Raw genomic sequence first — 23,566 nt, 5'->3', positions numbered from 1 at the left:
CGATCTCCTGAAACGAAAAATGCAATCAAGCCGTCAGCACGACCTTGACGCTCTGCGAGCGGTCGAGCGCCAGCCGCACTGCATCGGGCGCGACCGATAGTGGGCGTTGAGCTGTCACCAGCGAAAGCACATCGACGCTGCCATCGGCGATCAGTTCGACCGCGGTGAAGAATTCCGTCCCGAAGCGGAACGAGCCGCGGAGGTCGATCTCCTTGGCCATGACAGCATTCGCCGGCACCGGGATCTGCCCGCCGGGCAGGTTGCCAACCTGAACCACAACACCGCCGCGCCTGATGACGCCGATGGCGCTGGCAAGGCCAGCGGCCGTGCCCGAGACTTCGAATGCGACATCGAACGGACGCGCCGCAGCTTCCGCCTTCAACGCCTCTTCGCCACCGGAGATATCGACGACATGATTGGCGCCCAATCGCTTGGCAAACGCCAGCGGCGCCTTCGCAATATCGACGACGGTCGTCTCCGCGATCCCGGCGCGCTGCGCCGCCAGCATGGTGAGCAAGCCGATGGGACCGGCGCCGAACACCACGGCGCGCTTTCCCGCGACGTCGCCGGCGCGGGCGACCGCATGCAGGCATACCGCAAGCGGCTCGGCGAGCGCCGCCGCCTGATACGTCACGTGGTCCGGAATCTTCACGCATTGCGCCGGGACGGCGTCGAAGTAGGACGCAAAGCCGCCCTGCATGTGCGGGGTCTTCGAAGCCGAACCCATGAAGAAGATATTCTCGCAGAGGTTGGGCCGGTTTTCACGGCAGGGCTTGCAGTGGCCGCACCAGCGCGACGGATTGACCGCGACGCGGTCGCCAACCTTCACGCCGGGCGCGGAGCCCGCGATCTCGACCACCTCGCCCGCAATCTCGTGGCCGAGCACGAGCGGCGAGGTCACGACGAAATCGCCGGTGCGAGCATGGCGATAGTAATGCATGTCGGAGCCGCAGATGCCGCCGGCGCCGAAGCGAATCCGCACCATGCCTGACGCCAACGGATCGAGCGGCCGCTCGACCATGCGCAGATCTTCCGGGCCAAACAGCGTTGCGGCCAAAGCCATCGATGTCATTTTGAGAGTCCCATATACTTCGGTAGCCAGAGCGTCAGCTCCGGGATGTAGGTGATGGCGATAAGCGCCAGCAGCAGCGGCACCAGCCACGGCAGGATCGCCATCGTCGTGCGCTCGACGGATAGTTTCGCCACGCGCGCGAGCACGAACAGCACCATGCCGAGCGGCGGGTGTAAGAGGCCTATCATTAGGTTCAGCGTCATGATCAGGCCGAAATGAATGGGGTCGATGCCCAGTTTCAGAACGATCGGCAGCAGGATCGGCACCAGGATGGTGATGGCGGCGATAGTGTCGATGAAACAGCCGACGAACAGGATCAGGATGTTGGCGAGCAGCAGGAACACCCATTTGTTCTGGGTGATCCCGAGCATCGCATCCGTCAGCGTCTGCGCCGCCTGCGACACCGTCAGCAGCCACGCAAAGATCGAGGCCGCGGTGACGATGAACAGCACCGAGGCCGTGGTCTCGATGGTGTCGAAGGTCGCCTTGGCCACCGTCTGCAGCGTCATCGAGCGGTACCGCACCAGCCCGAGGAACAGCGACCAGATCACGGCTGCCACCGCGGCTTCGGTCGGCGTGAACCAGCCGAGCGTCATGCCGCCGATCAGGATGACCGGAGCCATCAGTGCCATCACGGCGGAGAAATCGAAGTACCAGTCGAGCGCCAGCAGCGCCACGAGACCGATGCCGACCGCCATGTTCACCGACATCCCGCCGACGACCAACAGCCAGACCACCAGCGGGAATGCCAGAACGATAAAGATCTCGAGGGCGGCCGAACCGATCTGCGGCCATGAGAACGGCGTGTCACTGCCCCAGCCGTTCTTGTGGGCGAAATAGGCCACCGTCGCCATCATGGCCAACGTCATGACCACGCCGGGAATCACGCCGCCGAGGAACAGCGCGCCGATCGAGACGTTCGCCATCATGCCGTAGATTACGAACGGCAGCGACGGAGGAATGATCGGCCCGAGCGTCGCGGACGCCGCGGTCACGCCGACGGCGAACTCGGTGGAGTAGCCGTGATCCTTCATCGCCTTGATCTCGATCGTGCCGAGGCCTGCGGCGTCCGCGATCGCGGTGCCGGACATGCCGGAAAAGATCACCGAGCCGACGATATTGACGTGGCCGAGACCGCCGCGCATCCACCCCACCAGCGCGACCGCGAATTTGTAGATGCGCCCCGTCACGCCCGCGATGTTCATGAGGTTGCCGGCCATAATGAAGAATGGCACCGCGAGCAGCGGAAAGCTCTCGACACCGGCGATCATGCGCTGCGCCAGCGTCACGTCGGGCGTGATGCCGGTAACGAGAATGTAGACCAGCGACGATACCGCCATCGCCAGTGCGACCGGCAGGCCGATCAGCATCAGCAGCAGAAATCCCCCAAGCAGCAGCAGCATCGCCCTACCCTTCCGTTCCGTCGAATGCGCCGGGACGCTCCAGGATAGAGTAGCCCCGCCGCCAGTTCTCGACCGCGATCTGGATCGAGCGCGCGAACATCAGCACGAAGCCGAGCAGCACCGCGTAATACACAAAACCCTTTTGAAACTTGATCGTGGTCATCCGCTCGTCGCCGATGATCTGGATGAATTGCCAGACCAGCTTGATCGCATAACCGAAGAACGCGATACGGATCAGGTCGATGACGGTCGAAAGCGCGCGCGCCGGCAGATGCGGCAGATAGCGGAACAGCAGATCGACCTGGATGTGCCGCGACAACCGCACGCACATCGCCGAGCCGATGAACACGACGCCGATCAGGCAGTAGGTCGCGATCTCCTCGGTCCAGGCATAGCTGTCATTGAGGACATAGCGGGTGAAGAACTGCAGGAAGACCGACAGCGCCATGATCCAGAAGATCACCAGCGCCAGCCAGTCCTCGGCGGCGTATTGCCCGAGATCGGCGCCCTTGGGGACCTCGTCCTCGAACGTATGGGCGATCTCGTCCGCCGTGATCTGCTTGTGAACTTCAACCATCGGCTTGCGCCCTCCCCGAACCGGCGTTTGAAAGCCACCGCCGTGCCTGCCGTGGAATCACAGCAGGCACGGACGAAAGCCCAACCGTTTATTTCACCGCCTGGATGCGTTCCCAGTCGGCCTTGCGGTAGTCGAAGCTCTCGAAGCTGACGGTCTTGAGGACGGTGTCGCGGAACTCAGACTTGTTGACCTCGGTCACCGTCAGGCCCTTCTGCTTGAAGAAATCGACCAGCTTGGCTTCGTTGGTCTTGATCTCGGCGGTCGCCTTCGCCGCCGCTTCCTGCGCGACGTCGGTGAAGATCTTGCGGTCTTCCTCGGACAGCTTCTTCCAGAGCGCGGCGGAGATCACGGTGTTGAGATGATCGACGATGTGGCCGGTCAGCACGATGTGCTTCTGCACTTCGTAAAATTTCTTGGCCTCGATGGTCGTGAGCGGATTTTCCTGGGCTTCAACGGTGCCGTTCTGCAGCGCGAGATAGACCTCTGCAAACGCGATCGGCGCGGTATTGGCGCCGCAGGCGCGCGGCATCGCGAGATAGGCCGGAACGTCAGGCACGCGAATCTTGAGGCCCTTCATGTCGGCGCAGGTCTTGATCGGCTTGTTCGAGGAGGTGTGGCGCACGCCGTAGTAGGTCACCGCGAGGATGCGATGGCCGGTCTTGTCCTCGTAGCCCTTCGTAAGCTCCTTGAAGACGTCGCTCTTGGTATAGGCCAACAGATGGTCGGCGTCGCGAAACGTGTAGGGATAATAGGTCACGCCGATCGGCGGAAAGCTCTTGGCCGCGAAGCTCGAGCCGGAAATGATCATGTCGACGGAGCCGAGCGAAAGCCCCTGGTTGATGTCGGTTTCCTTGCCGAGTTGCGAGGCCGGATAGACGTCGATCGCATAGCGCCCATTGGTGCGCTTGCCGATTTCGCCAGCGGCCCAGACGGAAGCGGTGTGGAACGGCTCCGAAGTTTCGTAGACGTGCGCCCATTTGAGCTTGGTCTGCGCCATGCCAGATGTGGTCGCGGCCAACAGCGCAGCAGCAGACGCCGCGAATGCAATCGTCAATTTCTTCAACACGTGAATTCCTCCCTTGCTACAATTTGCTTTTGTTACCCAACCGGCGCGGCATTTCGCCGAACCGTTCGAATTCTTTCGTTTTCCTTGGTCGTTCAGCTGCTCCTCGCGCGGACGCGGGACGCGGACGAGGCTTCGGCCCCGAAATTTTGTGCAAAGCGGGCCTGCGAACGCGCCAGGTGTTCGCGCATCGTCACGCGCGCCGCGTCTGGATCACGCGCGGCAATGGCATCGCGGATCGCCCGGTGCTCGGCCAGCGCCGCGCTCCAGGATTGCGGATTCTCGAAATAGTGCGCGAGCTTGGCGAAGTAGGGATTGAGCCGCTGGTCGAACAACTCGCCGACCACACGGACCAGCACGGCGTTATCGAGACATCCGGCTACCGCGACATGAAACGCGCGGTCATGGATCATCGAGGCTTCGCCGGGATGCTGCACGGTGGCCATCGCTTCCAGCGAAGCCTCGATGCGCGCGATGTCTTCAGATGTCGCCACCCGCGCTGCCTGTTCGGCGATGGCGCCTTCGAGGAATTCGCGCGCGCGCAACAGTTCGAACGGACCTTCGATCTCGGCCGCCGCCAGCAAGGGCGGTGCGAGCGCCGCCGGTTCACTGACGTAAATTCCGGAGCCGACGCGGATGCGAACCCGGCCCTCGACTTCCAAAGCGATCAGCGCTTCGCGTACCGTCGGCCGCGACACCTTCAACTGTTCGGCAAGATCGCGCTCGGTCGGAAGCCGGCTGCCGACGGAGTATTCGCCGCTGTCGATCAAGGCGCGGAGCTGATCGGCAACCTGGCGATATAGGCGTCGCGCTTCCACGGCTTCGAGCGGCACGCTCGGCTCTCCCTGACGATCCCCTGAAGTGATCGATTTTTCTTGCTTTGATCGGGCCAAGGCCAATAAATCGGAAATATTGGCCTTACCAATTGACCAAAGATTGATAGATCGAGTCTCCCATGTCAAGCGAAACGGCGAAAAGCCTGCCTTCCGGCCCGAAAAACGGCGATTTGCGCCTGTCCAACGCCAACCTCGACAGGCTCCCCAGCCAGGTCCAGCGTCCAGCCTATGACCGCTCGCGCGTCACGCCGGGCATCGTTCATCTCGGAATCGGCGCGTTCCACCGGGCACACCAGGCGGTGGTGATCGACGACCTCCTTACAATTGGCGCCACGGATTGGGGAATCGTCGGGGCCAGCTTGCGCAGTTCGGAAACGCGCGATGCCCTCGCCCCGCAGGATTGCCTCTACACCCTCGCCGTTCGCGCCGGCGCGGGCACCGATCACCGGATCATCGGCTCGGTCCTCGCATGCGAAGTCGCCACCGAGAAACCCGCCCCGCTGATCGCGCGCCTCACCCATCCGGCCACGCGCATCGTCTCGCTGACGGTCACCGAGAAGGGCTACTGCCACACGCCGCAAACCGGCGACCTCGACGAGCATCATCCCGACATCGTTCATGACCTGCAGAATCCGGGCACGCCGCGCTCGGCCATCGGATTCCTGGTGGCAGCGCTGGCGCGCCGGCGGATTGCAGGCGCAGCCCCCTTCACCGTTCTGTCGTGCGACAATCTCTCCGCCAATGGCCATACCGTCGGGCGGATCGTGACGCAGTTCGCCGCCTTGCGATCGCGCAATCTCGCCAAATGGATTGAAGCCGAGGTCGCCTTCCCTTCGACCATGGTGGACCGGATCGTGCCGGAGACCACCGATCTCGACCGATCAGAGGTTTCCTCCGCGCTCGGCATGAACGATGCGTGGCCGGTAGTGACGGAGCCGTTCACGCAATGGATCGTTGAAGATCGCTTTCCGGCCGGACGGCCGGATTTCGCGGCCGCGGGCGTGCAAATGGTTTCGGATGTGACGCCGTTCGAGCACATGAAACTGCGGCTGCTCAACGCCAGTCACTCGGCGCTGGCCTATCTCGGCTATCTCGCCGGCCATGAGACCATCGCTTCCACCATGACCGACCATCGCTTTGCAGCGCTTGCCCGACAGGTGATGCACGACGCGGCGCCGACGCTTACGATGCCTGAAGGCACCGATATTGCGGCCTACAGCGCGTCGCTGCTGCAGCGCTTTTCCAATGCCGCTCTGCATCACCGTACCTGGCAGATCGCGATGGATGGCTCGCAGAAACTGCCGCAGCGGCTGCTCGCCACCATGCAGGACCGGTTGCGGCTGGACCTTTCGATCGACACCCATGCGCTCGCGGTAGCGGGCTGGATGCGCTACGTCACCGCAAAGGACGAACAGGGACGCGCCATCGACGTGCGCGATCCGCTTGCCAGGGAACTGGCTGATATCGCCGAGCGCGCCGGCCCCTACGCGGAGCGCCTTGCTCCCGCGCTGCTGGAGGTGCACTCGATTTTCGGCAACCTTGGCAGCGATCCTCGCATGCGCAGCGCCGTCACCGAGGCGCTCTCAAAACTCTATGCACTCGGTGCACGTCAGACCGTGCAGACGTTTCAGCCAGCATGATTGCTAGGTCAGAACCATCTGGTGGCAAGGCCACGCCGCGACCGCCATTCATTTCGGAAATTCAGCCGGCTACGGAGACAACAAGGTCCTGGTGAGTTGGTGATCGGGATCGGCGAGCCCGTCGATGACATCGAAATGATGCCGGCCGGGTTCTTCGATGATGCGGGTTTTCGCGCCGAGCCCAGTCCAGATGTTGGAGAGGAGCGCGTTCTGGCGGACGAATTCCGGGCGCTCGGCGCTGCCCACCCAGCACGTCACGCGTGCATTCTGCATCGGCTCCAGCAATGCGGGGCTTTCCACGAGCGCCTCGGCCTCGTCTATCCGAAGGTCCGTATTCATGGCGGCCTTCATCAGCGGACGAAGGTCATGAACGCCGGAAATGGAAACGGTGTGGCTGATGCGCTCCCGGACACGGTCCGGGAGCGGCGACGTCGCCGAAATCATGCGCGTCACCAGATGCCCGCCGGCGGAATGGCCGGCCAGAAAAAGCGGGCCTTCGACCATCGCGGCGGCGCGCTCGACGGCCGCGGCAATTTCGCACGTGATCTCGGAGATGCGCACAGTCGGGCACAGCGTGTAGGAGGGCATCGCCACCGCATAGCCGCTTTCAACCGACCCGCGCGCGAGATGCGACCAAAAGCTCTTGTCGAGCGCCTTCCAGAATCCGCCATGGACGAAGACGACCAGGCCCTTTGGCCGGCCTTCCGGCGCAAAGAGGTCGAAGCGGTTTCGTGCGCGCTCGCCATAGCTGATATCGAGCGTCGCGCGGCCGCTGCCTTGAAGCGCGTCGCGATAGGCCTGCGCGGGCTGCACCCACGCCGCCGGCCAGCGTTCGCCGCCCGGAATGTTCGGAGCATTCGCATAGGCGTCGTTCCAGTCGGAAATCTGATGAAAAATCACGTGGTTCGGTTTCCATTTGATTCTGTGGGCCGGGCGGATGTCCGATCGATGCCCGCAGGCAACCAGACTATACCGGGAAGCGCACCTTGCGCCCATAAATTTCAAGCTTGAAATAATCGATATCAGCGCGAATAATTCCACCGGGGCGTGGACCAGGGAAAGACATGACCGATTTCACGCGAACAAAATCCCGGTTCGCCATCCCGGATGGCGTGATCTATCTGGACGGCAATTCGCTCGGTCCCCCGCCCGTTGCAGCCGCCGATCGTGTCGGCCGCATGATATCGGAGGAATGGGGCAAGCACCTCATCAAGGGCTGGAACGTCGCCGGGTGGATGACGCAGCCGCGGCGCATCGGCGATCGCATCGGCCGGTTGATCGGCGCAGCCGACGGGACGGTGGTCGTGGGCGATACGCTGTCCATCAAAGTCTACCAGGCGCTGGCCTCCGCGCTCGAACTCAATCCGTCGCGGCGCGTGATCTTGTCGGACACCGGCAACTTTCCTTCCGATCTCTACATCGCCAGCGGTCTGCTTGAATCGCTCGACCGTGGCTACGAGTTAAAGGTCGTGGCCCCCGAAGACGTCGAAGCCGCCATCGACGAGACGATCGCGGTGCTGATGCTGACCGAGGTCGACTATCGCACCGGCCGGCTGCACGACATGCGCGCACTGACGCGCAGGGCGCATGCCGCCGGCGCGTTGACGGTCTGGGATCTGGCGCATTCCGCGGGCGCGATTCCGGTCGAGTTGGAAGGTACTGAGGCCGATTTCGCAGTCGGCTGCACCTACAAATATCTCAATGCCGGTCCTGGCGCGCCGGCCTTCATCTATGTCGCGCCGAAGCACGCCGATACGGCGCGGCCGGCGCTTTCCGGCTGGATGGGTCATCACGCGCCCTTTGCCTTTGACCTCGACTATCGGGCCGGGCCGGGTATTGAGCGAATGCGGGTCGGTACGCCCCCGATCATTGCGATGGCCGCGCTCGACGCCGCCCTCGACGTCTGGGACGGCGTCAACATGACTGACGTGCGCCATGCATCGATCGCGCTCGCCGACCTGTTCATCCGCGAAGTCGAAGGACGGTGTCCCGAACTGACGCTGGCTTCGCCGCGGGACGGAAAGCAGCGCGGCAGCCAGGTTTCGTTCCGTCACCCGGATGGCTACGCGATCATGCAGGCGCTGATCGCGCGCGACGTGATAGGCGACTTCCGCGCGCCGGACATGATGCGCTTCGGCTTTACGCCGCTCTACATCGGAGAAGCGGAGGTGCGCGCGGCAGTCGAAATCATCGCCGACGTCTTGACCAATCGCCGCTGGGATACCGCGGATTACCGCAAAAAGGCGCTCGTAACATGACTGGCGAGCCCGACGACTCCTCGCCTGAGGCAGCCCAGATGTCGTTCGAAGGGCGCATGTCCTACAGCGATTATCTGCATCTGGAACGCGTTCTGAACGCCCAAGAGCCGCTCTCGAACGCGCATGACGAACTGCTGTTCATCATCCAGCACCAGACTTCCGAACTCTGGATGAAGCTCGCCATCCACGAACTCCGTTCCGCCATCAAGGCGATCCGCCACGACCAGTTGCAGCCCGCCTTCAAGATGCTGTCGCGCATCGCGCGGATCTTCGAGCAGCTCAATACCGCCTGGGACGTGTTGCGGACGATGACGCCCAGCGAATACACCGAGTTTCGCGATCAGCTCGGGCAATCCTCGGGTTTCCAGTCGTACCAGTACCGCGCGATCGAGTTCCTCGCCGGCAATCGCAATTTGGCGCTGCTTGGCCCGCACGCCCACCGCGCCGACATCATGGCGAAGCTCGAGGAAATTCTCGCCGAGCCGGGCCTCTATGACGAGGCGCTGCTCCTGCTGGCGCGCAACGGCTTTGACATCGGCGAAGACGCACGCCGAACCGACTGGCGCGTCAAGCGCACGCCAAACGACGAGGTTTTGGCGGCCTGGAAGACCGTCTATGCATCGCCGGCGAAACACTGGATGCTCTACGAGTTTGCGGAAAAGCTGGTCGACTTCGAGGACTATTTCCGCCGCTGGCGCTTCAACCACGTCACGACGGTCGAGCGCATCATTGGCCTGAAGCGCGGAACCGGCGGCACGTCGGGCGTCTCCTACTTGCGCAAGATGCTCGAGGTCGAACTTTTTCCGGAACTCTGGAGGCTGAGAACAGAACTCTAAGACGTCAGCCGATAAGCGGGTTTCAGCGCGGCACCACTGCGGTAGCTTCGATCTCGACGCGGGCGGCTTTCTCGACCAGGCGCACCACCTGAACCAGCGCCATCGCCGGATAATGCGCACCAAAAATCTCGCGGTAGGCGCGGCCAAGTTCTTTCAGGCTCGCGAGATATTCCTCGATGTCGACGACATACCAGGTCAGACGCACGAGATGCTCAGGCCCGGCGCCGCCCTCGGCAAGAATTTCGGAAATGTTGGAGAGCGTCTGACGCACCTGCGCGACGAAGTCCGGCGCCAGATGCCCTTGCGTATCCCAGCCGATCACACCGCCGGTCACCACAAGCCGGCCATCGGCGGCCATGCCGTTGGCGTAGCCTTTCGGCATCGGCCAGCCACTCGGCTGCAGCACTTGCGGGCCGGATGACGAGGTATCGGACTTGGGATTAGGCACCACCGTCAAGGTGGGGCCTTTGGGCGCGGTCACCGGCTGTTCTCCTTCGTCGAGTTCAAAGCATTCACTCCGCGGCGACATCAGGCGATGAGGCGGCTCCGGCCGACGCCATCTGCCTCAGCGCAAAGCGCCGCAGCTTGCCGGTTTCGGTCTTCGGCAGTTGCGCGACATATTCGATCGCACGCGGATATTTATAGGGTGCAATCGTCTGCTTGACGTGATCCTGCAACGCCTGCGTCAGCGCGGCATCGGCAGCAGCGCCGCCGGCCAGAACCACGTAAGCCTTGACGATCATGCCGCGCGCATCGTCGGGGGCGCCGACCACGCCGCATTCGGCCACCGCAGGGTGCGACAGCAACGCCGTTTCGACTTCGGGACCCGCGATGTTGTAGCCGGAAGAGACGATCATGTCGTCCGAACGGGCGACAAAGGAGAGCCGGCCGGTCGCGTCGCGGAAAAAGGAATCGCCCGTCAGATTCCAGCCGTCGCGCACATAATTCAACTGCCTGCTGTCGGCGAGATAGCGGCATCCGGTCGGCCCGCGCACCGCAAGCTTGCCGACGGTATCAGGTGGCAATTCGTTCATGTCGTCGTCGACGATTTTTGCATCGTAGCCCGCGACCGGTTGCCCTGTCGTCCCGGCGACGGCGTCGCCGACCCGGTTGGTGATGAAGATGTGTAGCAGTTCCGTCGAGCCGATGCCGTCGAGAATGGTCTTGCCGGTCTTGCGGGTCCAATTTTCGAACACCGGCGCCGGCAATGTCTCGCCGGCGGAAACGGCCAGCCGCAGCGACGACAGATCGGCGCCCTTGTCCATCGCCGCCATCATCGCGCGATACGCCGTCGGCGAAGTGAAGCAGATCGTCGCCTTGTAGGTCTCGATGATCTTGACCATTTCGGCCGGCGCCGCGTTTTCCAACAGCGTTGCGGTCGCACCAAACCGCAACGGAAAGATCGCCAGTCCCCCAAGCCCGAACGTAAAGGCCAGCGGCGGCGAGCCGACGAAGACGTCATCCTCGGTGACCTTGAGAACTTCTTTGGCATAGCCATCCGCCACAATCATGAGATCGCGATGGAAATGCATCGTCGCCTTGGGTTCGCCCGTAGTGCCCGAGGTGAATCCGAGCAAGGCGACGTCGTCGCGTCCCGTTTTCACGGCGTCGAACTTCACCGGCTTGTTCAGCGCTACCCGGTCGAGTTCGGCGTCATGGTTGGACGTGCCGTCGAAGTTCACGACCTGCTTGAGAAACTTGCTGGTCTTCGCGCACGCGACCAGTTCATCAGCAATGCGGCTGTCGGTCAGCGCCAGCGCAATCTCCGCCTTGTCGATGATCTTGGTCAGTTCGCCGGCACGCAGCATCGGCATGGTGTTGACGACGACGGCACCAGCCTTGGTGGCCGCAAGCCATGCCGCCACCAGCGCCGGGTTGTTGCCGGACCGGATCAGGACGCGGTTGCCGGGCTTGACGCCGTAATTCTCCACCAGCGCATGCGCGAGGCGGTTGGACCAGTCAGCCAGCTCCTTGTAGGTGCGCTGGCGGCCGTTGCCGATCAGCGCGATCCGATCACCCCAGCCTTGTTCGACGATACGGTCGGTCAGTTCGACCGCGGCATTCAGGTATTCCGGATATTGAAACTCGGGCCGGTCGAGCAGCAGGTCCGGCCATTGTTCTGATGGAGGCAGGTTTCGCCGCGCGAAATCGTCGACATGGCCCGACGGGCCAAGAGGTTGGCTGGGAGTTCTACCTGACATTTTCATCTCCCCTCGCTTCCATCAATGAAAGGCTCGAGATCAATATCGAGGACGCCCGGCAACGCCGGCTCGCAAATCATTTTAGGCTTAAAACAATTTTTCGCAAGGGTAGAATCACGAACGGAATCACGCCTCCCCCGCCCCAACCTGACGGCGGCAGCGCCATGGGAACCCGTCAGGCTGCGCGATAGGCCGGCGCCGAGGCCAGGAAGCGGCCATAGGCGGCGGCATCGGGCGGGGTAAATTTCTCCACCAGTGGATTGGCCCGGCGCCCGGACACGCCGATATCGGCCAGCAATTCGTCAAAATGCTTGAAGTGATAAGGCGCGACGCACAGCCCGCCATAGACACCGGCCGCCGGCCGCTCGACGCGCCTGAAATGCAGCATCATCTCGATGTTGTCCTGCATCTCCTTAGGCGTCGGCTGACGGACGAGCTGGCCATCGGCGTAGCGCACCAGCCAGTTCGCCGCGAGGTCGGCGCACAGCACCGTGCAGAAGCTGGAATTGAAGCCGACGAACCCCATCTCGGGCAGGTCCGGATTGGCGATCAGCCGATAGAGCCGGTACTGCCCGTCAGGGTCGACAAGTTTGTCGCGGTACGCCTGCGGCAGGAATGGCACGCCAAGTTTGTAGCCGATCGCGAGCACGGCAACATCAGCTTGGACGCGCTGCCCGCCGGTCGTCACGATGGAGTTGCCGTCGTAGCGCTCAAAGCTGCCTCTGATAGCCTTGATGCGGCCGTCAGCGACCATCGGAAAGAAGTCGGGGGTTGCGATCGGCACCGAGCAGTTGACGCCGTCTTCGATCCTCTCCTTCGGCACCATGTCGCACTTGCCGAGCTTGAGTTGAACTTTCAGCAAGCTCTCCAGTCCACGCCAGTTGGCCCAGACGAGCGGCTTTGCGACCGCATGCGCGAACCGTGACATCGCGCCGATGCCCCAGCTCCGGAACATCTCCTCCTGCGCGCGGATGTAGAGAATGCGTTTGAAATTGACCAGGCCGCCGATGAAATAAGGAATTCGCCATACCGGTTCGCGATACACCAGCGTCACTTCGGCAGCGCCGGAATGGACCGCATTGACCGCAATGTCTGTCGCCGACTTCGAACCGCCGAGTACGACGATCCTCTTGCCTTTGGCGATCATCGGATCGTTGTATTGCGAGGAGTGCAGGATGCGCCCGCCCTGCGCCTTGAACGATTCTTCGCCGGGCAGGCTGAGCGTCTGGGGCTCGTTGAACTGCCCGGTACACACCGCGACGAAATCGAAGTCTTCATGGCTGGTGCTACCGTCCGGCCTGCGCAGATCAAGCCGCCAGCCCGGGGCAGAATCCGGGCGCCGGGTCATCTGTACCACGGCCGTGTTAAAGCTGACAGCACCGAGGAGATCATTGTCCTTGGCGTACTCGGTGAGATAGGCGTGGACCTGCGGACCCTTCGGCCATTCGGGATAAGAGTCCGGCATCGCCTTGTCGGTGTAGCGATAGAGATCCTTCGGGCTTTGCGTTTGCACCTCGGGATAGGACCGCGCCGGCTCCCAGACGCCACCGAGATCGCCGCTGCGCTCCACGATCGTGATCCGATGTCCGCGCGCGACGAAGGCTTTTGCAGCGGCCAGACCGGATACGCCGGCGCCGATGATGCAAACCTGTTTTTGCCTGACCATGACAATTCTCCAGCAGGGTTCGGCCCCAGAACTGAGGGCTCAACGCGTTGCGATTTCCGGCGCAGTTGTTCGGCGGCGCGCGGAGCTATTCGTTGGCCTCGGGCGGCAAAAAGTTCACCTCATGCTGCGCCGAGATCCGAACCACCTCTTCGGGATCGGTCAGATTGTGGAGCTGGTTGAACAGCGCTTCCAGCTTCTGCATCGGCGACACCCAGAACAGCGCACGCGCCGGCTTGTCTGACTTGTTGAAATAGCCATGCGGAATGCCGCGCGGCATCCGAACCAGGTCGCCGGCCTTGGCCTGCACCCAGACGCCGTCGAGCTTGAGGTCGAGGGTACCCTCCTGCACCAGGATGAATTCATCCTGCGTCGGGTGGACGTGCACCGGCACGAACTGGCCGGGCTCGCTGTTGGTCTCGAAGGCAAAGGTTGAATCGGTTACGGCCTTGGGGAAGTAGACCTGACCCAGGATGTTCCAGGTCTTGCCGCCGTAACCGGTGCCGTTGGCGGTGATGCCTTTTTCGAGTGCTGCCATTGTCCATCTCCTCTGTCGCAGTTGGCTTGGTTGCGATGTTCCGAATGGTTCACGCAGGCTGGATCGAGCCGAAACGGCCGTCTAGCCGCAAAACGAATCCCGCCCGCGCGACATGCGAATTTTCGGATTGCTGCGGCGCGGAAAGATCGCATCGCGCTCCGATCGGGCATCAACGGCCATCAAATCGCCTTCCCAACCACCGCGCCCGCAGATATTATAGGCTTCAAATAATGCAAGGGCCGGGCCGTGGCGATAGCTACCAGCATTCCCCAGCATGATCCCGCCGCCCGGCTGGCGGCGTTTAACCGCGTTTCGACCGACAGTGTCGACGCTGCCGCCGATGCGGTCGGTCGGATATTCTGCCCGCATCGCCTTACGCCTGAGCACAGGACATCACCCGACTTTTTCGCCCTGCATAACAGCGCCGTCTTTGGCGGATTCTCCGTCAACTACGTCGCCTATGGCGGGTCGGTATCGATCGACCCCGGCTGTCTCGAGCGATTCTTCCTGTTGCAGATTCCGGTGCACGGTTCGGCGCGGATCCAAACGGCGGCGCGCGACATCGCAGCCGTTCCCGGCGCCTGCGCTTCGCTATTGTCGCCGACGATTCCCACACGAATGACCTGGCTGGGCGATTGCGCCCAGCTCATCCTGCTGGTCGACCGCCGCCTGTTGGAGCAACGGGCTGCGGCGCTATCGGGCCGGCCGGCGGGCGCGGTCGAGTTCGAACCTGCGGTCGATCTCTCCTCCACAGGCGGCCGAGCGCTTCAGTCGCGGATTCTGGAGCTCGTCGATCTCGCCGAACGCCTCGGACCGCGACGGCCGCTTTCGCCGATCGCAGCAGCCAATCTGCGCGAGGCGCTGTTGGGTACCTTGCTCCACGGCCAGCGCCACAGCGCCAGCGATGCGATCGAGCGATTTGGCGGCCGGGCCGAAGCGCTGCCGCAGTCGTTACGGCGAGCGCGCGAATTCCTCTATGCGCACGCGGACGAGCCGCTCGATCTCGTGCAACTGGGGGAAGCAGCAGGCACAGGTATCCGTGCGCTGCAGCTCGGCTTCCAGCGGCATTTCGGAATGTCGATCTCGGAGATGCTGCGCGATATCCGGCTCGCGCATCTCAATGCCAGATTGGCCGCCGCCTCCCCTGGCGACAGCATCACCGATATCGCATTCGAGCTTGGATTTACCCATCTCAGCCGGATGGCGAGCGCCTATCGCGCCAAGTTCGGCGAGACGCCGTCGGCAACCCTGCGCGGGATGAACTAGCGCCCGGCCAGTTGCTTCGTCGCCTCAGCCCGCTCGCGCCTTCGCAGACTTCTGCGCCGACGCCTTGGTCTTCGCCAGCAGGCGCATCAGTTCGCGGACGTCCTTCGGCGTCAAGTCGCCGAAGACATCGGCAATCCACAATTCGTGCTCCGCCGCCATCTTGCGGAATTCGGCCCGCCCTGCCTTGGTCAGGCGGATCACCTGCACGCGGCGGTCGGCATCCGACGTGCGGCGGTCGAGGTGCCCGGATTCGACGAGGCGCTCGACCAGCCCGGTGACGTTGCCGTTCGAGACCATCATCCGCTTGGAGACGTCAGATAGCGTCATGCCCTCCGGCACCTTGTCGAGCTGGGCCATCAGATCGAACCGCGGCAGCGTGACGTCAAAGCGCTCGCGCAACCGGCTGCGCACCTCACCCTCGATCAGGGTCGTGCAGGTCAGCAGGCGCAGCCACAGCCTGAGTTCGTCGCCATGATGTTCGGGGAGTTCGACGGCCTTGGTCTCTGAATCGAGGATCATGATGCAAATCTTGTCCGGCTTGGGCGTTCGGTGATCCGAACAGAGCGCAGCTTGCGGATCATTGCCCAGATTTCTTTAGGTTTCAAGTAATTGGCGCATGGCTTGCATGGACGCGTTGTGCTTGCAGGCGCCGTCACGGTCAGAATAAGCTGCAGCCAGAGCATTTGGTGTGGCGTGGGTTTCGGCTGCAAAGGCCGAACGGAGGTAATCATGAAGCAGTCGTTGAAGCTGACCGGACTTGCCGTCTTGCTGGGTGTTGCCGCAGCTCCGGCCGCAGCGCAGGAGAAAATCAAGATCGGCGTGATCACGACCTTGTCCGGCCCTGCGGCAGTGCTCGGCCAGCAATCGCGCGACGGCCTGCAACTTGGAATCAAGGACCTCGGCGGCAAGATGGCCGGCAAGGACGTCGAGGTCGTCGTCGTCGACGACGAGCTCAAGCCCGACGGCGCCGTGACCAAGGCCAAGGGCCTGCTCGAGCGCGAGAAAGTCGACTTCGTGGTCGGACCGATCTTCTCCAACATCCTGCAGGCCATTCACCGGCCGGTGACCGAGAACAAGACGTTCCTGATCAGCCCGAACGCGGGGCCGTCGAGCTACGCCGGCAAGGAGTGCAGCCCGTTCTTCTACGTGACCTCCTACCAGAACGACCAGGTTCACGAGATCCTCGGCAAGGTCGCGCAGGACCGCGGTTACAAGCGCATGTATGTGCTGGTGCCGAACTATCAGGCCGGCAAGGATTCAGCGGCCGGATTCAAGCTCGACTACAAGGGCGAGATCGCTGAGGAAAGCTACACGCCGCTCGGTACGCTTGATTTCCAGGTCGAGCTGACCAAGATTTCCTCTTCCAAGGTCGATGCGCTGTTCACCTTCATGCCGGGCGGCATGGGCGTCGGCCTCGTCAAGCAGTACCGGCAGGCCGGCCTCGCCGACAAGATTCCGGTGCTGTCGGCATTCACGGTCGATGAATCCACCCTGCCCGCGCAGCAGGACGCCGCCGTCGGCATGTTCGGCGGCGCCAACTGGGCGCCGAACATGGACAATCCGCAGAGCAAAAAATTCGTCGCCGCCTATGAAGCTGCCTACAACAGCGTGCCCGGCACCTATGCCATGCAGGGCTATGATACGGCCATGCTGATCGACAGCGCGGTGAAGGCGGTGAAGGGCGATCTCAAGAACAAGGAGGCGGTGTCGGCCGCGCTCAGGAAGGCCGAGTTCACCTCGCTGCGCGGTGACTTCAAGTTCAACGTCAACGGCTATCCGATCCAGAATTTCTACCTGACCAAGGTCGCCAAACGCGCGGACGGAAAATTCCAGACCGAGATCGTCGAGAAGGTGTTTTCCAACTACGGCGACCGTTACGCCAAGGATTGCTCGCCCGCGAAATAATGTTTGGGAAGGGAACAGCCAATGAAGACCGAAATCGCCGGCATCACCCGCGCCAATGAAGGCATCCAGGGAATTTCCTGGAGCATCCTCGGCCAGACCTATGTGCCGAAGCACGTCACCGAGCATTCCTTCTCATGGCATGCGACGTTTCCGCCGGAGACCTTCGTGCCGCCGCACATTCATCCCGACCAGGACGAGTATCTCTACATCCTGGAAGGTCAACTCGACTTCTTCCTCGACGGCACCGAGACGCAGGCCACACCGGGCGATCTGGTGCGGCTGCCGATGGGCAAGCCGCACGGCATCTTCAACAAGTCCGGCCGCACCGCGAAGACGCTGTTCTGGGTGTCGCCGACGCGGCGGCTCTACGACCTGTTCTGGGTGATCCACAACATGAAGGAGCAGACGCCGGACGCGGTGGTGGCGCTGGCCGCCGAGCACAACATCCACTTCCTGCCACCGCCCCCGGGGGCGTGAGGCGTTCTTCGTAGGCGCCCGTAGCCCGGATGTAGCGCAGCGAAATCCGGGGCCGCTGCCTGATCTTGCGAGAATCCCGGATTGCGCTTCGCTCCATCCGGGCTACGGGACTACGGGACCTTTACCGCACCGCCGCCAATCCCAGCGGCGGTGCCGCAAAGCCGGCCTTGGAGGCATAGCCGCGCACGATCGCCTCGCGCTGGGCGTGGCTCAGCACCTTTTCGATATCGGTAAAGCCATCCGGCGCCAGTTGCTCGACCGCGTCGATCACCCCCTCGGGGCCGCCACGGCGGTTCGCGCGCACGATCTCCGCCGTCATCGGCAGCCGCTTCTGCTCATAGGCCACCAGCGCCTGGCGCGGATGCTCAGCTCGCGCCAGTTCGTCGGCCAGCGCGCGGGCATCGAGAATCGCCTGCGAGGCGCCGTTGGAACCGACCGGATACATCGGATGCGCGGCGTCGCCGAGCAGCGTGACCCGGCCCCAGGTCCAGTGCGGCAGGGGATCGCGGTCGCAGCACGGATACTCGTAGAATTCCGGCGTCGCCGAGATCAGGCTGCGCACGTCGACATACGGCACCTTGAATCGCTCGACATGCGGCATCAGCTCCTCGCGCTTGCCGGGCCGCGACCAGTCTTCGCGGCGCGGCGGCTGCGAATTGCCGTCGCCGATCTTCACCATGACCGCCCAGTTGGTCAGCCGGCTCGCCGGGCTCGATCCTTCCGCGATCGGATAAATCACGACCTTGGCGTTCAGCCCGCCGGCCACGATCATCGAGCTGCCCGTCAGGAACGCCGGCCAGTCGCGCGCGCCGCGCCACAGCATATGTCCGTTCCAGCACGGCGGCCCCTCATCCGGGAATAGCATCTCGCGCACGCGCGAGTGAATGCCGTCGGCGCCGATCAGAATATCGCCGCGCGCGGTTTTTACATGGGCACCAGTGCGGTCGAAGAAATGCGCGACCACGCCGCCCTCGTGCTGCGCGAACGCGCCGAGACGGCAGCCGGTGTGGATCGCCTCATTACCGATCCGTTCCTCGACGGCGCGATGGATCACGCTTTGCAGACGGCCGCGATGAACCGAGAATTGCGGCACGTCGTGTCCGGCCTCGAGCCCGCGCGGCTCGCTCCAGACTTCCTGACCGTGGCGGTTGAGATAATATAATTGGTCGGTGCGAACGGCGGCAGCATCGAGCCGGTCCAGCAGACCGAGACCTGTCAATTCTCTGATCGCATGCGGCAGCGTGTTGATGCCGACGCCAAGCTCGCGGATGCTTTCGGACTGCTCGAACAATTCGCAGTCGATGCCACGCGCGCGCAACATCAGCGCAGTGGTAAGGCCTCCGATGCCGCCCCCGACGATGATTGCTTTCATGCGCTCTACTCCACTCTCTTCCTCAACCTCGCCCCGCTTGCGGGGAGAGGGAAGGATAGAGCAAGCCTGCCATCCGGCCTATTCGGCTGCAAGCGGCTTTGTCGCCTCGGCTTTCAGCTCGGCGCGGGTTTTCGGCTTACCCTTAATTTTGAGGTCCTCGAAATCCTGCCGGTCGCGCACACTGTTGCGGAAGATTTGTTCCTTGCCGGTGAGATATTGCGGCGGACAGGCGATATCGGCGCCATACCAGGCCGCCGCCCGCATCGTGAACGACGGATCGACCAGGTGCGGCCGGGCCAACGCGACGAGATCGGCGCGGCCGGCAGCAAGGATGGTGTTGACCTGGTCTGCGGTGGTGATGTTCCCGACGCACATGGTCGCGACCCGGGCCTCGTTGCGGACCTGATCGGAGAATGGTGTCTGGAACATCCGGCCGTAGATCGGTTGCGCGTCGCGCACGGTCTGGCCCGTGGAAACATCGACCAGGTCGACACCGGCTTCGCCGAACGCGCGTGCGACCGCCACCGCGTCGTCTCCGGTGATGCCGCCCGCCGCCCAGTCGGTGGCGGAGATTCGAACCGACATCGGCTTGTGCGCCGGCCATGCCGCGCGCATCGCCTCGAACACTTCCAGCGGATAGCGCAGCCGGTTGGCGAGCGTGCCGCCATATTCATCGGTACGTGTGTTGGTCAACGGGGAGATGAAACTCGCCAGCAGATAGCCATGAGCGCAGTGCAGCTCCAGCATGTCGAAGCCGCAGGCCTCGCCACGCAAGACCGCGGCGACGAACTCCTGCTTGACGCGATCCATCGCGGCGCGATCCATTTCGCGCGGTACCTGGCTGTCGGGGAAGTAAGGCAGTGGCGACGCCGAGATCGTGTCCCAGCCGCCCTGCTCCAGCGGCCGGTCCATGCCCTCCCACATCAATTTGGTCGCGCCCTTGCGGCCGGCATGTCCAAGCTGCAGGCAGATCTTGGCCGCCGAATTGGCGTGGACGAAATCGACGATCCGCGTCCAGGCCGCCTGCTGCTCGTCGTTCCACAGACCGGTACAGCCGGGCGTGATGCGGGCGTCGCGGCCGACGCAGGTCATCTCCGTGAAGATCAGCCCGGCGCCGCCGATCGCGCGCGAGCCGTAATGCACCAGATGGAAATCGCCGGGCACACCCTCCTTTGCGGAGTACATGCACATCGGCGACACCACCGCGCGGTTTCTGACTTCCATCTCCCGCAACTTGAGCGGCTGGAACATCGGCGCCACCGGCTTGTCGGTATCGACGTCGAAGCCCTTTGAACGGACCTGCTTTGCAAAGGCCGTGTCGACCTCGCGGACGAACTCCGGCGCGCGCAGCGTAAGGTTATCGTAGGTAATCGCCTTGGCGCGGGTCATGACGCCGAAGGCGAATTGCACCGGATCGAAATCCCAGAAGCGGTCGACATGCTCGAACCAGACCAGTGAAACGTCGGCGGCGTGCTGGGTCTTCTCGACCTCCTCGCGCCGGCCATGCTCGTAGGTATGCAACGCGGCATCGACCGTCGGCGCCTGCGCCATGGCGTCCGCCAGCGCAATCGCGTCTTCCATCGCGAGCTTGGTGCCGGAGCCGATCGAGAAATGCGCGGTCGCCTTGGCATCGCCGAGCAGCACCATATTGTCCTTGACCCAGCGCTGGCTGCGGATCATCGGGAAATTGCGCCACATCGAGCGGTTGATCAGCAGCGGATGGCCGTCGAGGAACCAGCCGAAAATCTCCGCCATCCGATCGGCGGATTGCTGTTCGCTCAACCCTTCCAGACCCGCACGCTGGAAGGTTTCCGCATCCGTCTCGAAGATCCAGGTCGAGCGTCCTGCCTCATACTGATAGGCATGGGCGATGAACGGACCCCACTCCGTCTCCTGGAAGATGAAGGTAAAGGCGTCGAGCGGCTTGGTTGAGCCCATCCACGCGAACTTGTTGGAGCGCAGGTCGACCTGCGGCTGGAAGTGCTCGACGTGCTTGTCGCGGAAGCGGCTATTGATGCCGTCGGCGAGCACGATCAAATCGGCATCGGCGAAACGCCGCTCGTCGTCGATATCGGTCTCGAACAGCAGCGTCACGCCGAGTTCGCGGGCCCGCTCTTGCAGGATCAATAGCAGCGTCCGGCGCGAGCAGCCGCAAAAACCGTTGCCACCAACGCGGTGCACGGTGCCGCGGAAATGCACGGCGATGTCGTCCCAATAGGCGAACTCTTGCGTGATGCGGCGATAGCTTGGCGGATCGTATTTCTCGAAATTGTCCAGCGTCGCATCTGAAAATACCACGCCGAAACCGAACGTGTCGTCGGTGCGGTTGCGCTCATAGACCGTGATCTCGGCCTGGGGCCGCTGTTTCTTCAAGAGGATCGCGGCGTAGAGACCGGCCGGTCCGCCGCCGATAATCGCGATCTTCATCTGCCGCCTCCGAAACAGGCCGTCGGGCTAGTTCGAAATTACTTTAAGCCTAAAATAATTTTCCGGCAAGGGGGCTGGTGGGTAGCCCGGATGGAGCGAAGCGCAATCCGGGATTCCCGCGACATTCGGGCGGCGGTCCCGGGTTTCGCTTCGCTTCACCCGGGCTACGATCCCGCTAGTTCCCCTCGAATACCGGGGTCCGCTTGTTCGAAAACGCCTCGAACGCACGGCCGAAATCTTCCGTGGTCATGCAGAGCGCCTGGGCTACCGCTTCGGCCTCGATCGCCTCCTCCACCGACATCGCCCATTCCATCGCCAGCATACGCTTGGTCATGGTGTTGGCGAAGGTGGGGCCTTCGGAAATCTGCTTGGCCATAAGCTGCGCCTGCGGCAGCACCGCCTCCGGGGTGACGATACGGCTGAAGAAGCCCCAGCGCTCGCCCTCCTCCGCGGTCATGAAGCGGCCGGTGTAGAGCAGTTCGGAGGCCCGCGACTGGCCGATGATGCGCGGCAGGATCGCGCAGGCGCCCATGTCGCAGCCGGCGAGCCCGACCTTGTTGAACAGGAACGCGACCTTGGCGCCGGTGGCGGCCAGGCGCAGGTCGGAGGCCATCGCGACGATCGCGCCGGCCCCGGCGCAGATGCCCTCGACGGCAGCCACGATCGGCTGCGGGCAGGCCCGCATTGCCTTCACGAGATCACCGGTCATCCGGGTAAAGGCGGTCAGCCCCTTGGTGTCCATCTGTATCAGGGGACCGATGATCTCGAACACGTCGCCACCCGACGAGAAATTGCCGCCCGCACCTGACACGACGATGGTCTTGACCTCGTCATCCATTGCGCAGGCGCGGAAGAAATCGGTGAGTTCGCGATAGCTTTCGAAGGTCAGCGGATTCTTGCGCTCGGGACGATTGAGCGTCACCGTGGCGACGCGATCGACCACGGCCAGCAGGAAATGCTTCGGTGAATAGTCAGCCAGCGGCAGCGTGACTGGATTGGCAGGCTTGCTCATGGGATCTCCCTGAATTTAATCGTTATCGATATGACGGCCGATCAGACTTCGCCGCCCGCCACCGCAATGGCCTGTCCAGTGATCGCGCCGGCGCCCTCGCCGCACAGCCACAGCACGGCGTCGGCTACCTCCGATGGCGCCACGAGGCGTCCCTGCGGATTGTGTTTTGACAGTTCCGCGATGGCCTGCTCGCGGCTGCGGCCGGTCTTCTTGATGATGTTGTCGATCGAGCCTTCCAGCAGATCGGTTTCGGTGAAGCCGGGGCAGACGGCGTTGACGGTGACGCCGCTCTTCGCCGTCTCCAGCGCCAGCGAACGAACGAGGCCGATCACGGCATGCTTCGCCGCGCTGTAGGCCGAGACATAGGCGTAGCCTTTCAAACCGGCGGTGGACGCGACGGCAATGATCCGCCCGTGACGGCGCTCGACCATTCCAGGCAATACGGCCTGCGTGGCGTGGACCACGCCCATGAAATTGACGTCCATCATCCGCTGGAACAACGCCGCATCGGAGCGGCCGAACGGCGCGGATTCCGCCGCGCCCGCGTTGGCAATGAGGATGTCGATCGGCTGCCGCGCGGCAGCTTCCGCAACGGCCGATTTGACCGACGCCTGATCGGCGACGTCGGCTACGGCTGCGAACTGCGCCGCGCCGGAGGTAACGGCTTCATCCAACGTCGCGCGGTTGCGGCCGAGCACCGTTACCGTCGCGCCCGCCTTCGACAGCGCCGCCGATATCGCTAGTCCTATGCCCCGCCCGCCGCCGGTGACGAGCGCATGGGAGGAACGCGACAATGAGGACATCGGTCAAGCCTCCTGGATGAGGGTTCAGCATATATTTTAAACTTCAAGCTTTTGCAAGGAAGTGGCTGGAGCCCACGGTCACGGCAGCCTAAATCAAAGGGTCGTCCCTGCGAACGCACTAGCTGATTCACACATCTTTGAGGGTTTCCCACGCGGAGGCGACGCCCAAGAAGTATTGGAGGCCATGCCTGATGGTGATGGGGCCGGGTTTGGTGCG

At 63.1% G+C, this 23,566-nt stretch carries 21 protein-coding genes; 6 read left to right on the top strand and 15 right to left on the bottom strand.

What is annotated here, in order from left to right; all coding sequences use genetic code 11:
- Positions 1-25 precede the first annotated feature (25 nt).
- The 5 genes from IVB22_RS14075 to IVB22_RS14055 form a co-directional block, all read right to left on the bottom strand.
- The gene (locus IVB22_RS14075; protein ID WP_247517941.1) at positions 26-1,072 is read right to left on the bottom strand and encodes an L-idonate 5-dehydrogenase; all 1,047 of its coding nucleotides are present in this window, start codon (positions 1,070-1,072) and stop codon (positions 26-28) included.
- The gene (locus IVB22_RS14070) at positions 1,069-2,475 is read right to left on the bottom strand and encodes a TRAP transporter large permease (protein WP_247517940.1); all 1,407 of its coding nucleotides are present in this window, start codon (positions 2,473-2,475) and stop codon (positions 1,069-1,071) included. The genes IVB22_RS14075 and IVB22_RS14070 overlap by 4 nt, the downstream gene beginning before the upstream one ends.
- Positions 2,476-2,479: 4 nt before the next feature.
- A complete protein-coding gene (locus IVB22_RS14065; protein ID WP_247517939.1) occupies positions 2,480-3,052 on the bottom strand; it encodes a TRAP transporter small permease in 573 nt (190 codons plus the stop codon).
- A gap of 88 nt (positions 3,053-3,140) precedes the next feature.
- Entirely contained in the window at positions 3,141-4,115 is a 975-nt protein-coding gene (locus tag IVB22_RS14060) for a sialic acid TRAP transporter substrate-binding protein SiaP (RefSeq protein WP_374207529.1), read from the bottom strand.
- Positions 4,116-4,210: 95 nt separating this feature from the next.
- Positions 4,211-4,948 carry a FadR/GntR family transcriptional regulator gene (locus IVB22_RS14055; protein ID WP_247517938.1) on the bottom strand — a complete coding sequence of 246 codons (738 nt, stop codon included), beginning with the start codon at positions 4,946-4,948 and terminating at the stop codon, positions 4,211-4,213.
- A 122-nt stretch (positions 4,949-5,070) separates the two neighbouring features.
- On the opposite strand from IVB22_RS14055, the gene IVB22_RS14050 reads away from it, so the two are divergent.
- On the top strand, positions 5,071-6,591 hold the full coding sequence (locus IVB22_RS14050) for a mannitol dehydrogenase family protein (RefSeq protein WP_247517937.1): 1,521 nt from the start codon (positions 5,071-5,073) through the stop codon (positions 6,589-6,591).
- Positions 6,592-6,660: 69 nt separating this feature from the next.
- Here IVB22_RS14050 and IVB22_RS14045 read toward each other — a convergent pair whose 3' ends face one another.
- The gene (locus tag IVB22_RS14045) at positions 6,661-7,491 is read right to left on the bottom strand and encodes an alpha/beta hydrolase (RefSeq protein ID WP_247517936.1); all 831 of its coding nucleotides are present in this window, start codon (positions 7,489-7,491) and stop codon (positions 6,661-6,663) included.
- Positions 7,492-7,655: 164 nt separating this feature from the next.
- On the opposite strand from IVB22_RS14045, the gene kynU reads away from it, so the two are divergent.
- A complete protein-coding gene (kynU, locus tag IVB22_RS14040) occupies positions 7,656-8,849 on the top strand; it encodes a kynureninase (protein ID WP_247517935.1) in 1,194 nt (397 codons plus the stop codon).
- Positions 8,846-9,685 carry a tryptophan 2,3-dioxygenase gene (gene kynA / locus IVB22_RS14035; protein WP_247517934.1) on the top strand — a complete coding sequence of 280 codons (840 nt, stop codon included), beginning with the start codon at positions 8,846-8,848 and terminating at the stop codon, positions 9,683-9,685. Before kynU ends, kynA begins: the two co-directional genes overlap by 4 nt.
- Before the next feature lie 22 nt (positions 9,686-9,707).
- Here the strand turns inward: kynA and IVB22_RS14030 are convergent, their stop codons facing one another.
- The 4 genes from IVB22_RS14030 to IVB22_RS14015 form a co-directional block, all read right to left on the bottom strand.
- Positions 9,708-10,166, bottom strand: a complete 459-nt coding sequence (locus IVB22_RS14030; protein ID WP_247517933.1) for a RidA family protein — start codon at positions 10,164-10,166, stop codon at positions 9,708-9,710.
- A 31-nt stretch (positions 10,167-10,197) separates the two neighbouring features.
- Positions 10,198-11,886, bottom strand: coding sequence for a benzoate-CoA ligase family protein (locus IVB22_RS14025; RefSeq protein ID WP_247517932.1), 1,689 nt, complete (start codon positions 11,884-11,886; stop codon positions 10,198-10,200).
- A gap of 175 nt (positions 11,887-12,061) precedes the next feature.
- Entirely contained in the window at positions 12,062-13,552 is a 1,491-nt protein-coding gene (locus IVB22_RS14020) for an NAD(P)/FAD-dependent oxidoreductase (protein ID WP_247517931.1), read from the bottom strand.
- 85 nt (positions 13,553-13,637) lie between these two features.
- On the bottom strand, positions 13,638-14,087 hold the full coding sequence (locus IVB22_RS14015; protein WP_247517930.1) for a cupin domain-containing protein: 450 nt from the start codon (positions 14,085-14,087) through the stop codon (positions 13,638-13,640).
- A 252-nt stretch (positions 14,088-14,339) separates the two neighbouring features.
- Between IVB22_RS14015 and IVB22_RS14010 the strand changes: the two genes are divergently transcribed.
- Positions 14,340-15,353, top strand: a complete 1,014-nt coding sequence (locus IVB22_RS14010; protein WP_247517991.1) for an AraC family transcriptional regulator — start codon at positions 14,340-14,342, stop codon at positions 15,351-15,353.
- 24 nt (positions 15,354-15,377) lie between these two features.
- On the opposite strand, the gene IVB22_RS14005 is transcribed toward IVB22_RS14010, so the two are convergent.
- Entirely contained in the window at positions 15,378-15,872 is a 495-nt protein-coding gene (locus IVB22_RS14005; protein ID WP_057833485.1) for a MarR family winged helix-turn-helix transcriptional regulator, read from the bottom strand.
- 210 nt (positions 15,873-16,082) lie between these two features.
- Here IVB22_RS14005 and IVB22_RS14000 point away from each other — a divergent pair, with 210 nt between their 5' ends.
- Together IVB22_RS14000 and IVB22_RS13995 are read left to right on the top strand one after the other, a co-directional pair.
- Positions 16,083-17,258 carry an ABC transporter substrate-binding protein gene (locus IVB22_RS14000; RefSeq protein ID WP_247517929.1) on the top strand — a complete coding sequence of 392 codons (1,176 nt, stop codon included), beginning with the start codon at positions 16,083-16,085 and terminating at the stop codon, positions 17,256-17,258.
- A 21-nt stretch (positions 17,259-17,279) separates the two neighbouring features.
- The gene (locus IVB22_RS13995) at positions 17,280-17,735 is read left to right on the top strand and encodes a cupin domain-containing protein (protein ID WP_247517928.1); all 456 of its coding nucleotides are present in this window, start codon (positions 17,280-17,282) and stop codon (positions 17,733-17,735) included.
- Between the two features lie 121 nt (positions 17,736-17,856).
- On the opposite strand, the gene IVB22_RS13990 is transcribed toward IVB22_RS13995, so the two are convergent.
- The 4 genes from IVB22_RS13990 to IVB22_RS13975 form a co-directional block, all read right to left on the bottom strand.
- Positions 17,857-19,107: a flavin-dependent oxidoreductase gene (locus tag IVB22_RS13990; RefSeq protein WP_247517927.1), complete on the bottom strand. Its 1,251-nt coding sequence runs from the start codon at positions 19,105-19,107 to the stop codon at positions 17,857-17,859.
- Between the two features lie 78 nt (positions 19,108-19,185).
- Positions 19,186-21,534 (bottom strand): bifunctional salicylyl-CoA 5-hydroxylase/oxidoreductase, encoded by a 2,349-nt coding sequence (locus IVB22_RS13985; RefSeq protein ID WP_247517926.1) that lies wholly within the window; start codon positions 21,532-21,534, stop codon positions 19,186-19,188.
- Positions 21,535-21,709: 175 nt separating this feature from the next.
- Entirely contained in the window at positions 21,710-22,546 is an 837-nt protein-coding gene (locus IVB22_RS13980; protein WP_247517925.1) for an enoyl-CoA hydratase family protein, read from the bottom strand.
- Positions 22,547-22,587: 41 nt separating this feature from the next.
- Complete coding sequence (locus tag IVB22_RS13975) at positions 22,588-23,349, bottom strand: SDR family NAD(P)-dependent oxidoreductase (protein ID WP_247517924.1); 762 nt, start codon at positions 23,347-23,349, stop codon at positions 22,588-22,590.
- Between the last annotated feature and the right edge of the window lie 217 nt (positions 23,350-23,566).

Origin of the sequence: Bradyrhizobium sp. 190 (assembly GCF_023073415.1) — a bacterium.
Taxonomy (GTDB): Bacteria; Pseudomonadota; Alphaproteobacteria; order Rhizobiales; family Xanthobacteraceae; genus Bradyrhizobium.
Note: the sequence above shows the minus strand (reverse complement) of the source record. Positions and strands in the feature narration are given on the sequence as shown.

Bases quoted from the DNA above. Each gene is read 5' to 3' on its own strand.
- IVB22_RS14050 (WP_247517937.1), top strand. From the start codon at position 5,071: ATGTCAAGCGAAACGGCGAAAAGCCTGCCTTCCGGCCCGAAAAACGGC.
- IVB22_RS14025 (WP_247517932.1), bottom strand. From the start codon at position 11,886: ATGTCAGGTAGAACTCCCAGCCAACCTCTTGGCCCGTCGGGCCATGTC.
- IVB22_RS14070 (WP_247517940.1), bottom strand. From the start codon at position 2,475: ATGCTGCTGCTGCTTGGGGGATTTCTGCTGCTGATGCTGATCGGCCTG.
- IVB22_RS14000 (WP_247517929.1), top strand. From the start codon at position 16,083: ATGAAGCAGTCGTTGAAGCTGACCGGACTTGCCGTCTTGCTGGGTGTT.
- IVB22_RS13995 (WP_247517928.1), top strand. From the start codon at position 17,280: ATGAAGACCGAAATCGCCGGCATCACCCGCGCCAATGAAGGCATCCAG.
- IVB22_RS13980 (WP_247517925.1), bottom strand. From the start codon at position 22,546: ATGAGCAAGCCTGCCAATCCAGTCACGCTGCCGCTGGCTGACTATTCA.
- IVB22_RS14075 (WP_247517941.1), bottom strand. From the start codon at position 1,072: ATGACATCGATGGCTTTGGCCGCAACGCTGTTTGGCCCGGAAGATCTG.
- IVB22_RS14020 (WP_247517931.1), bottom strand. From the start codon at position 13,552: ATGGTCAGGCAAAAACAGGTTTGCATCATCGGCGCCGGCGTATCCGGT.
- kynA (WP_247517934.1), top strand. From the start codon at position 8,846: ATGACTGGCGAGCCCGACGACTCCTCGCCTGAGGCAGCCCAGATGTCG.
- IVB22_RS14015 (WP_247517930.1), bottom strand. From the start codon at position 14,087: ATGGCAGCACTCGAAAAAGGCATCACCGCCAACGGCACCGGTTACGGC.
- IVB22_RS13990 (WP_247517927.1), bottom strand. From the start codon at position 19,107: ATGAAAGCAATCATCGTCGGGGGCGGCATCGGAGGCCTTACCACTGCG.
- IVB22_RS14065 (WP_247517939.1), bottom strand. From the start codon at position 3,052: ATGGTTGAAGTTCACAAGCAGATCACGGCGGACGAGATCGCCCATACG.
- kynU (WP_247517935.1), top strand. From the start codon at position 7,656: ATGACCGATTTCACGCGAACAAAATCCCGGTTCGCCATCCCGGATGGC.
- IVB22_RS13975 (WP_247517924.1), bottom strand. From the start codon at position 23,349: ATGTCCTCATTGTCGCGTTCCTCCCATGCGCTCGTCACCGGCGGCGGG.
- IVB22_RS13985 (WP_247517926.1), bottom strand. From the start codon at position 21,534: ATGAAGATCGCGATTATCGGCGGCGGACCGGCCGGTCTCTACGCCGCG.
- IVB22_RS14005 (WP_057833485.1), bottom strand. From the start codon at position 15,872: ATGATCCTCGATTCAGAGACCAAGGCCGTCGAACTCCCCGAACATCAT.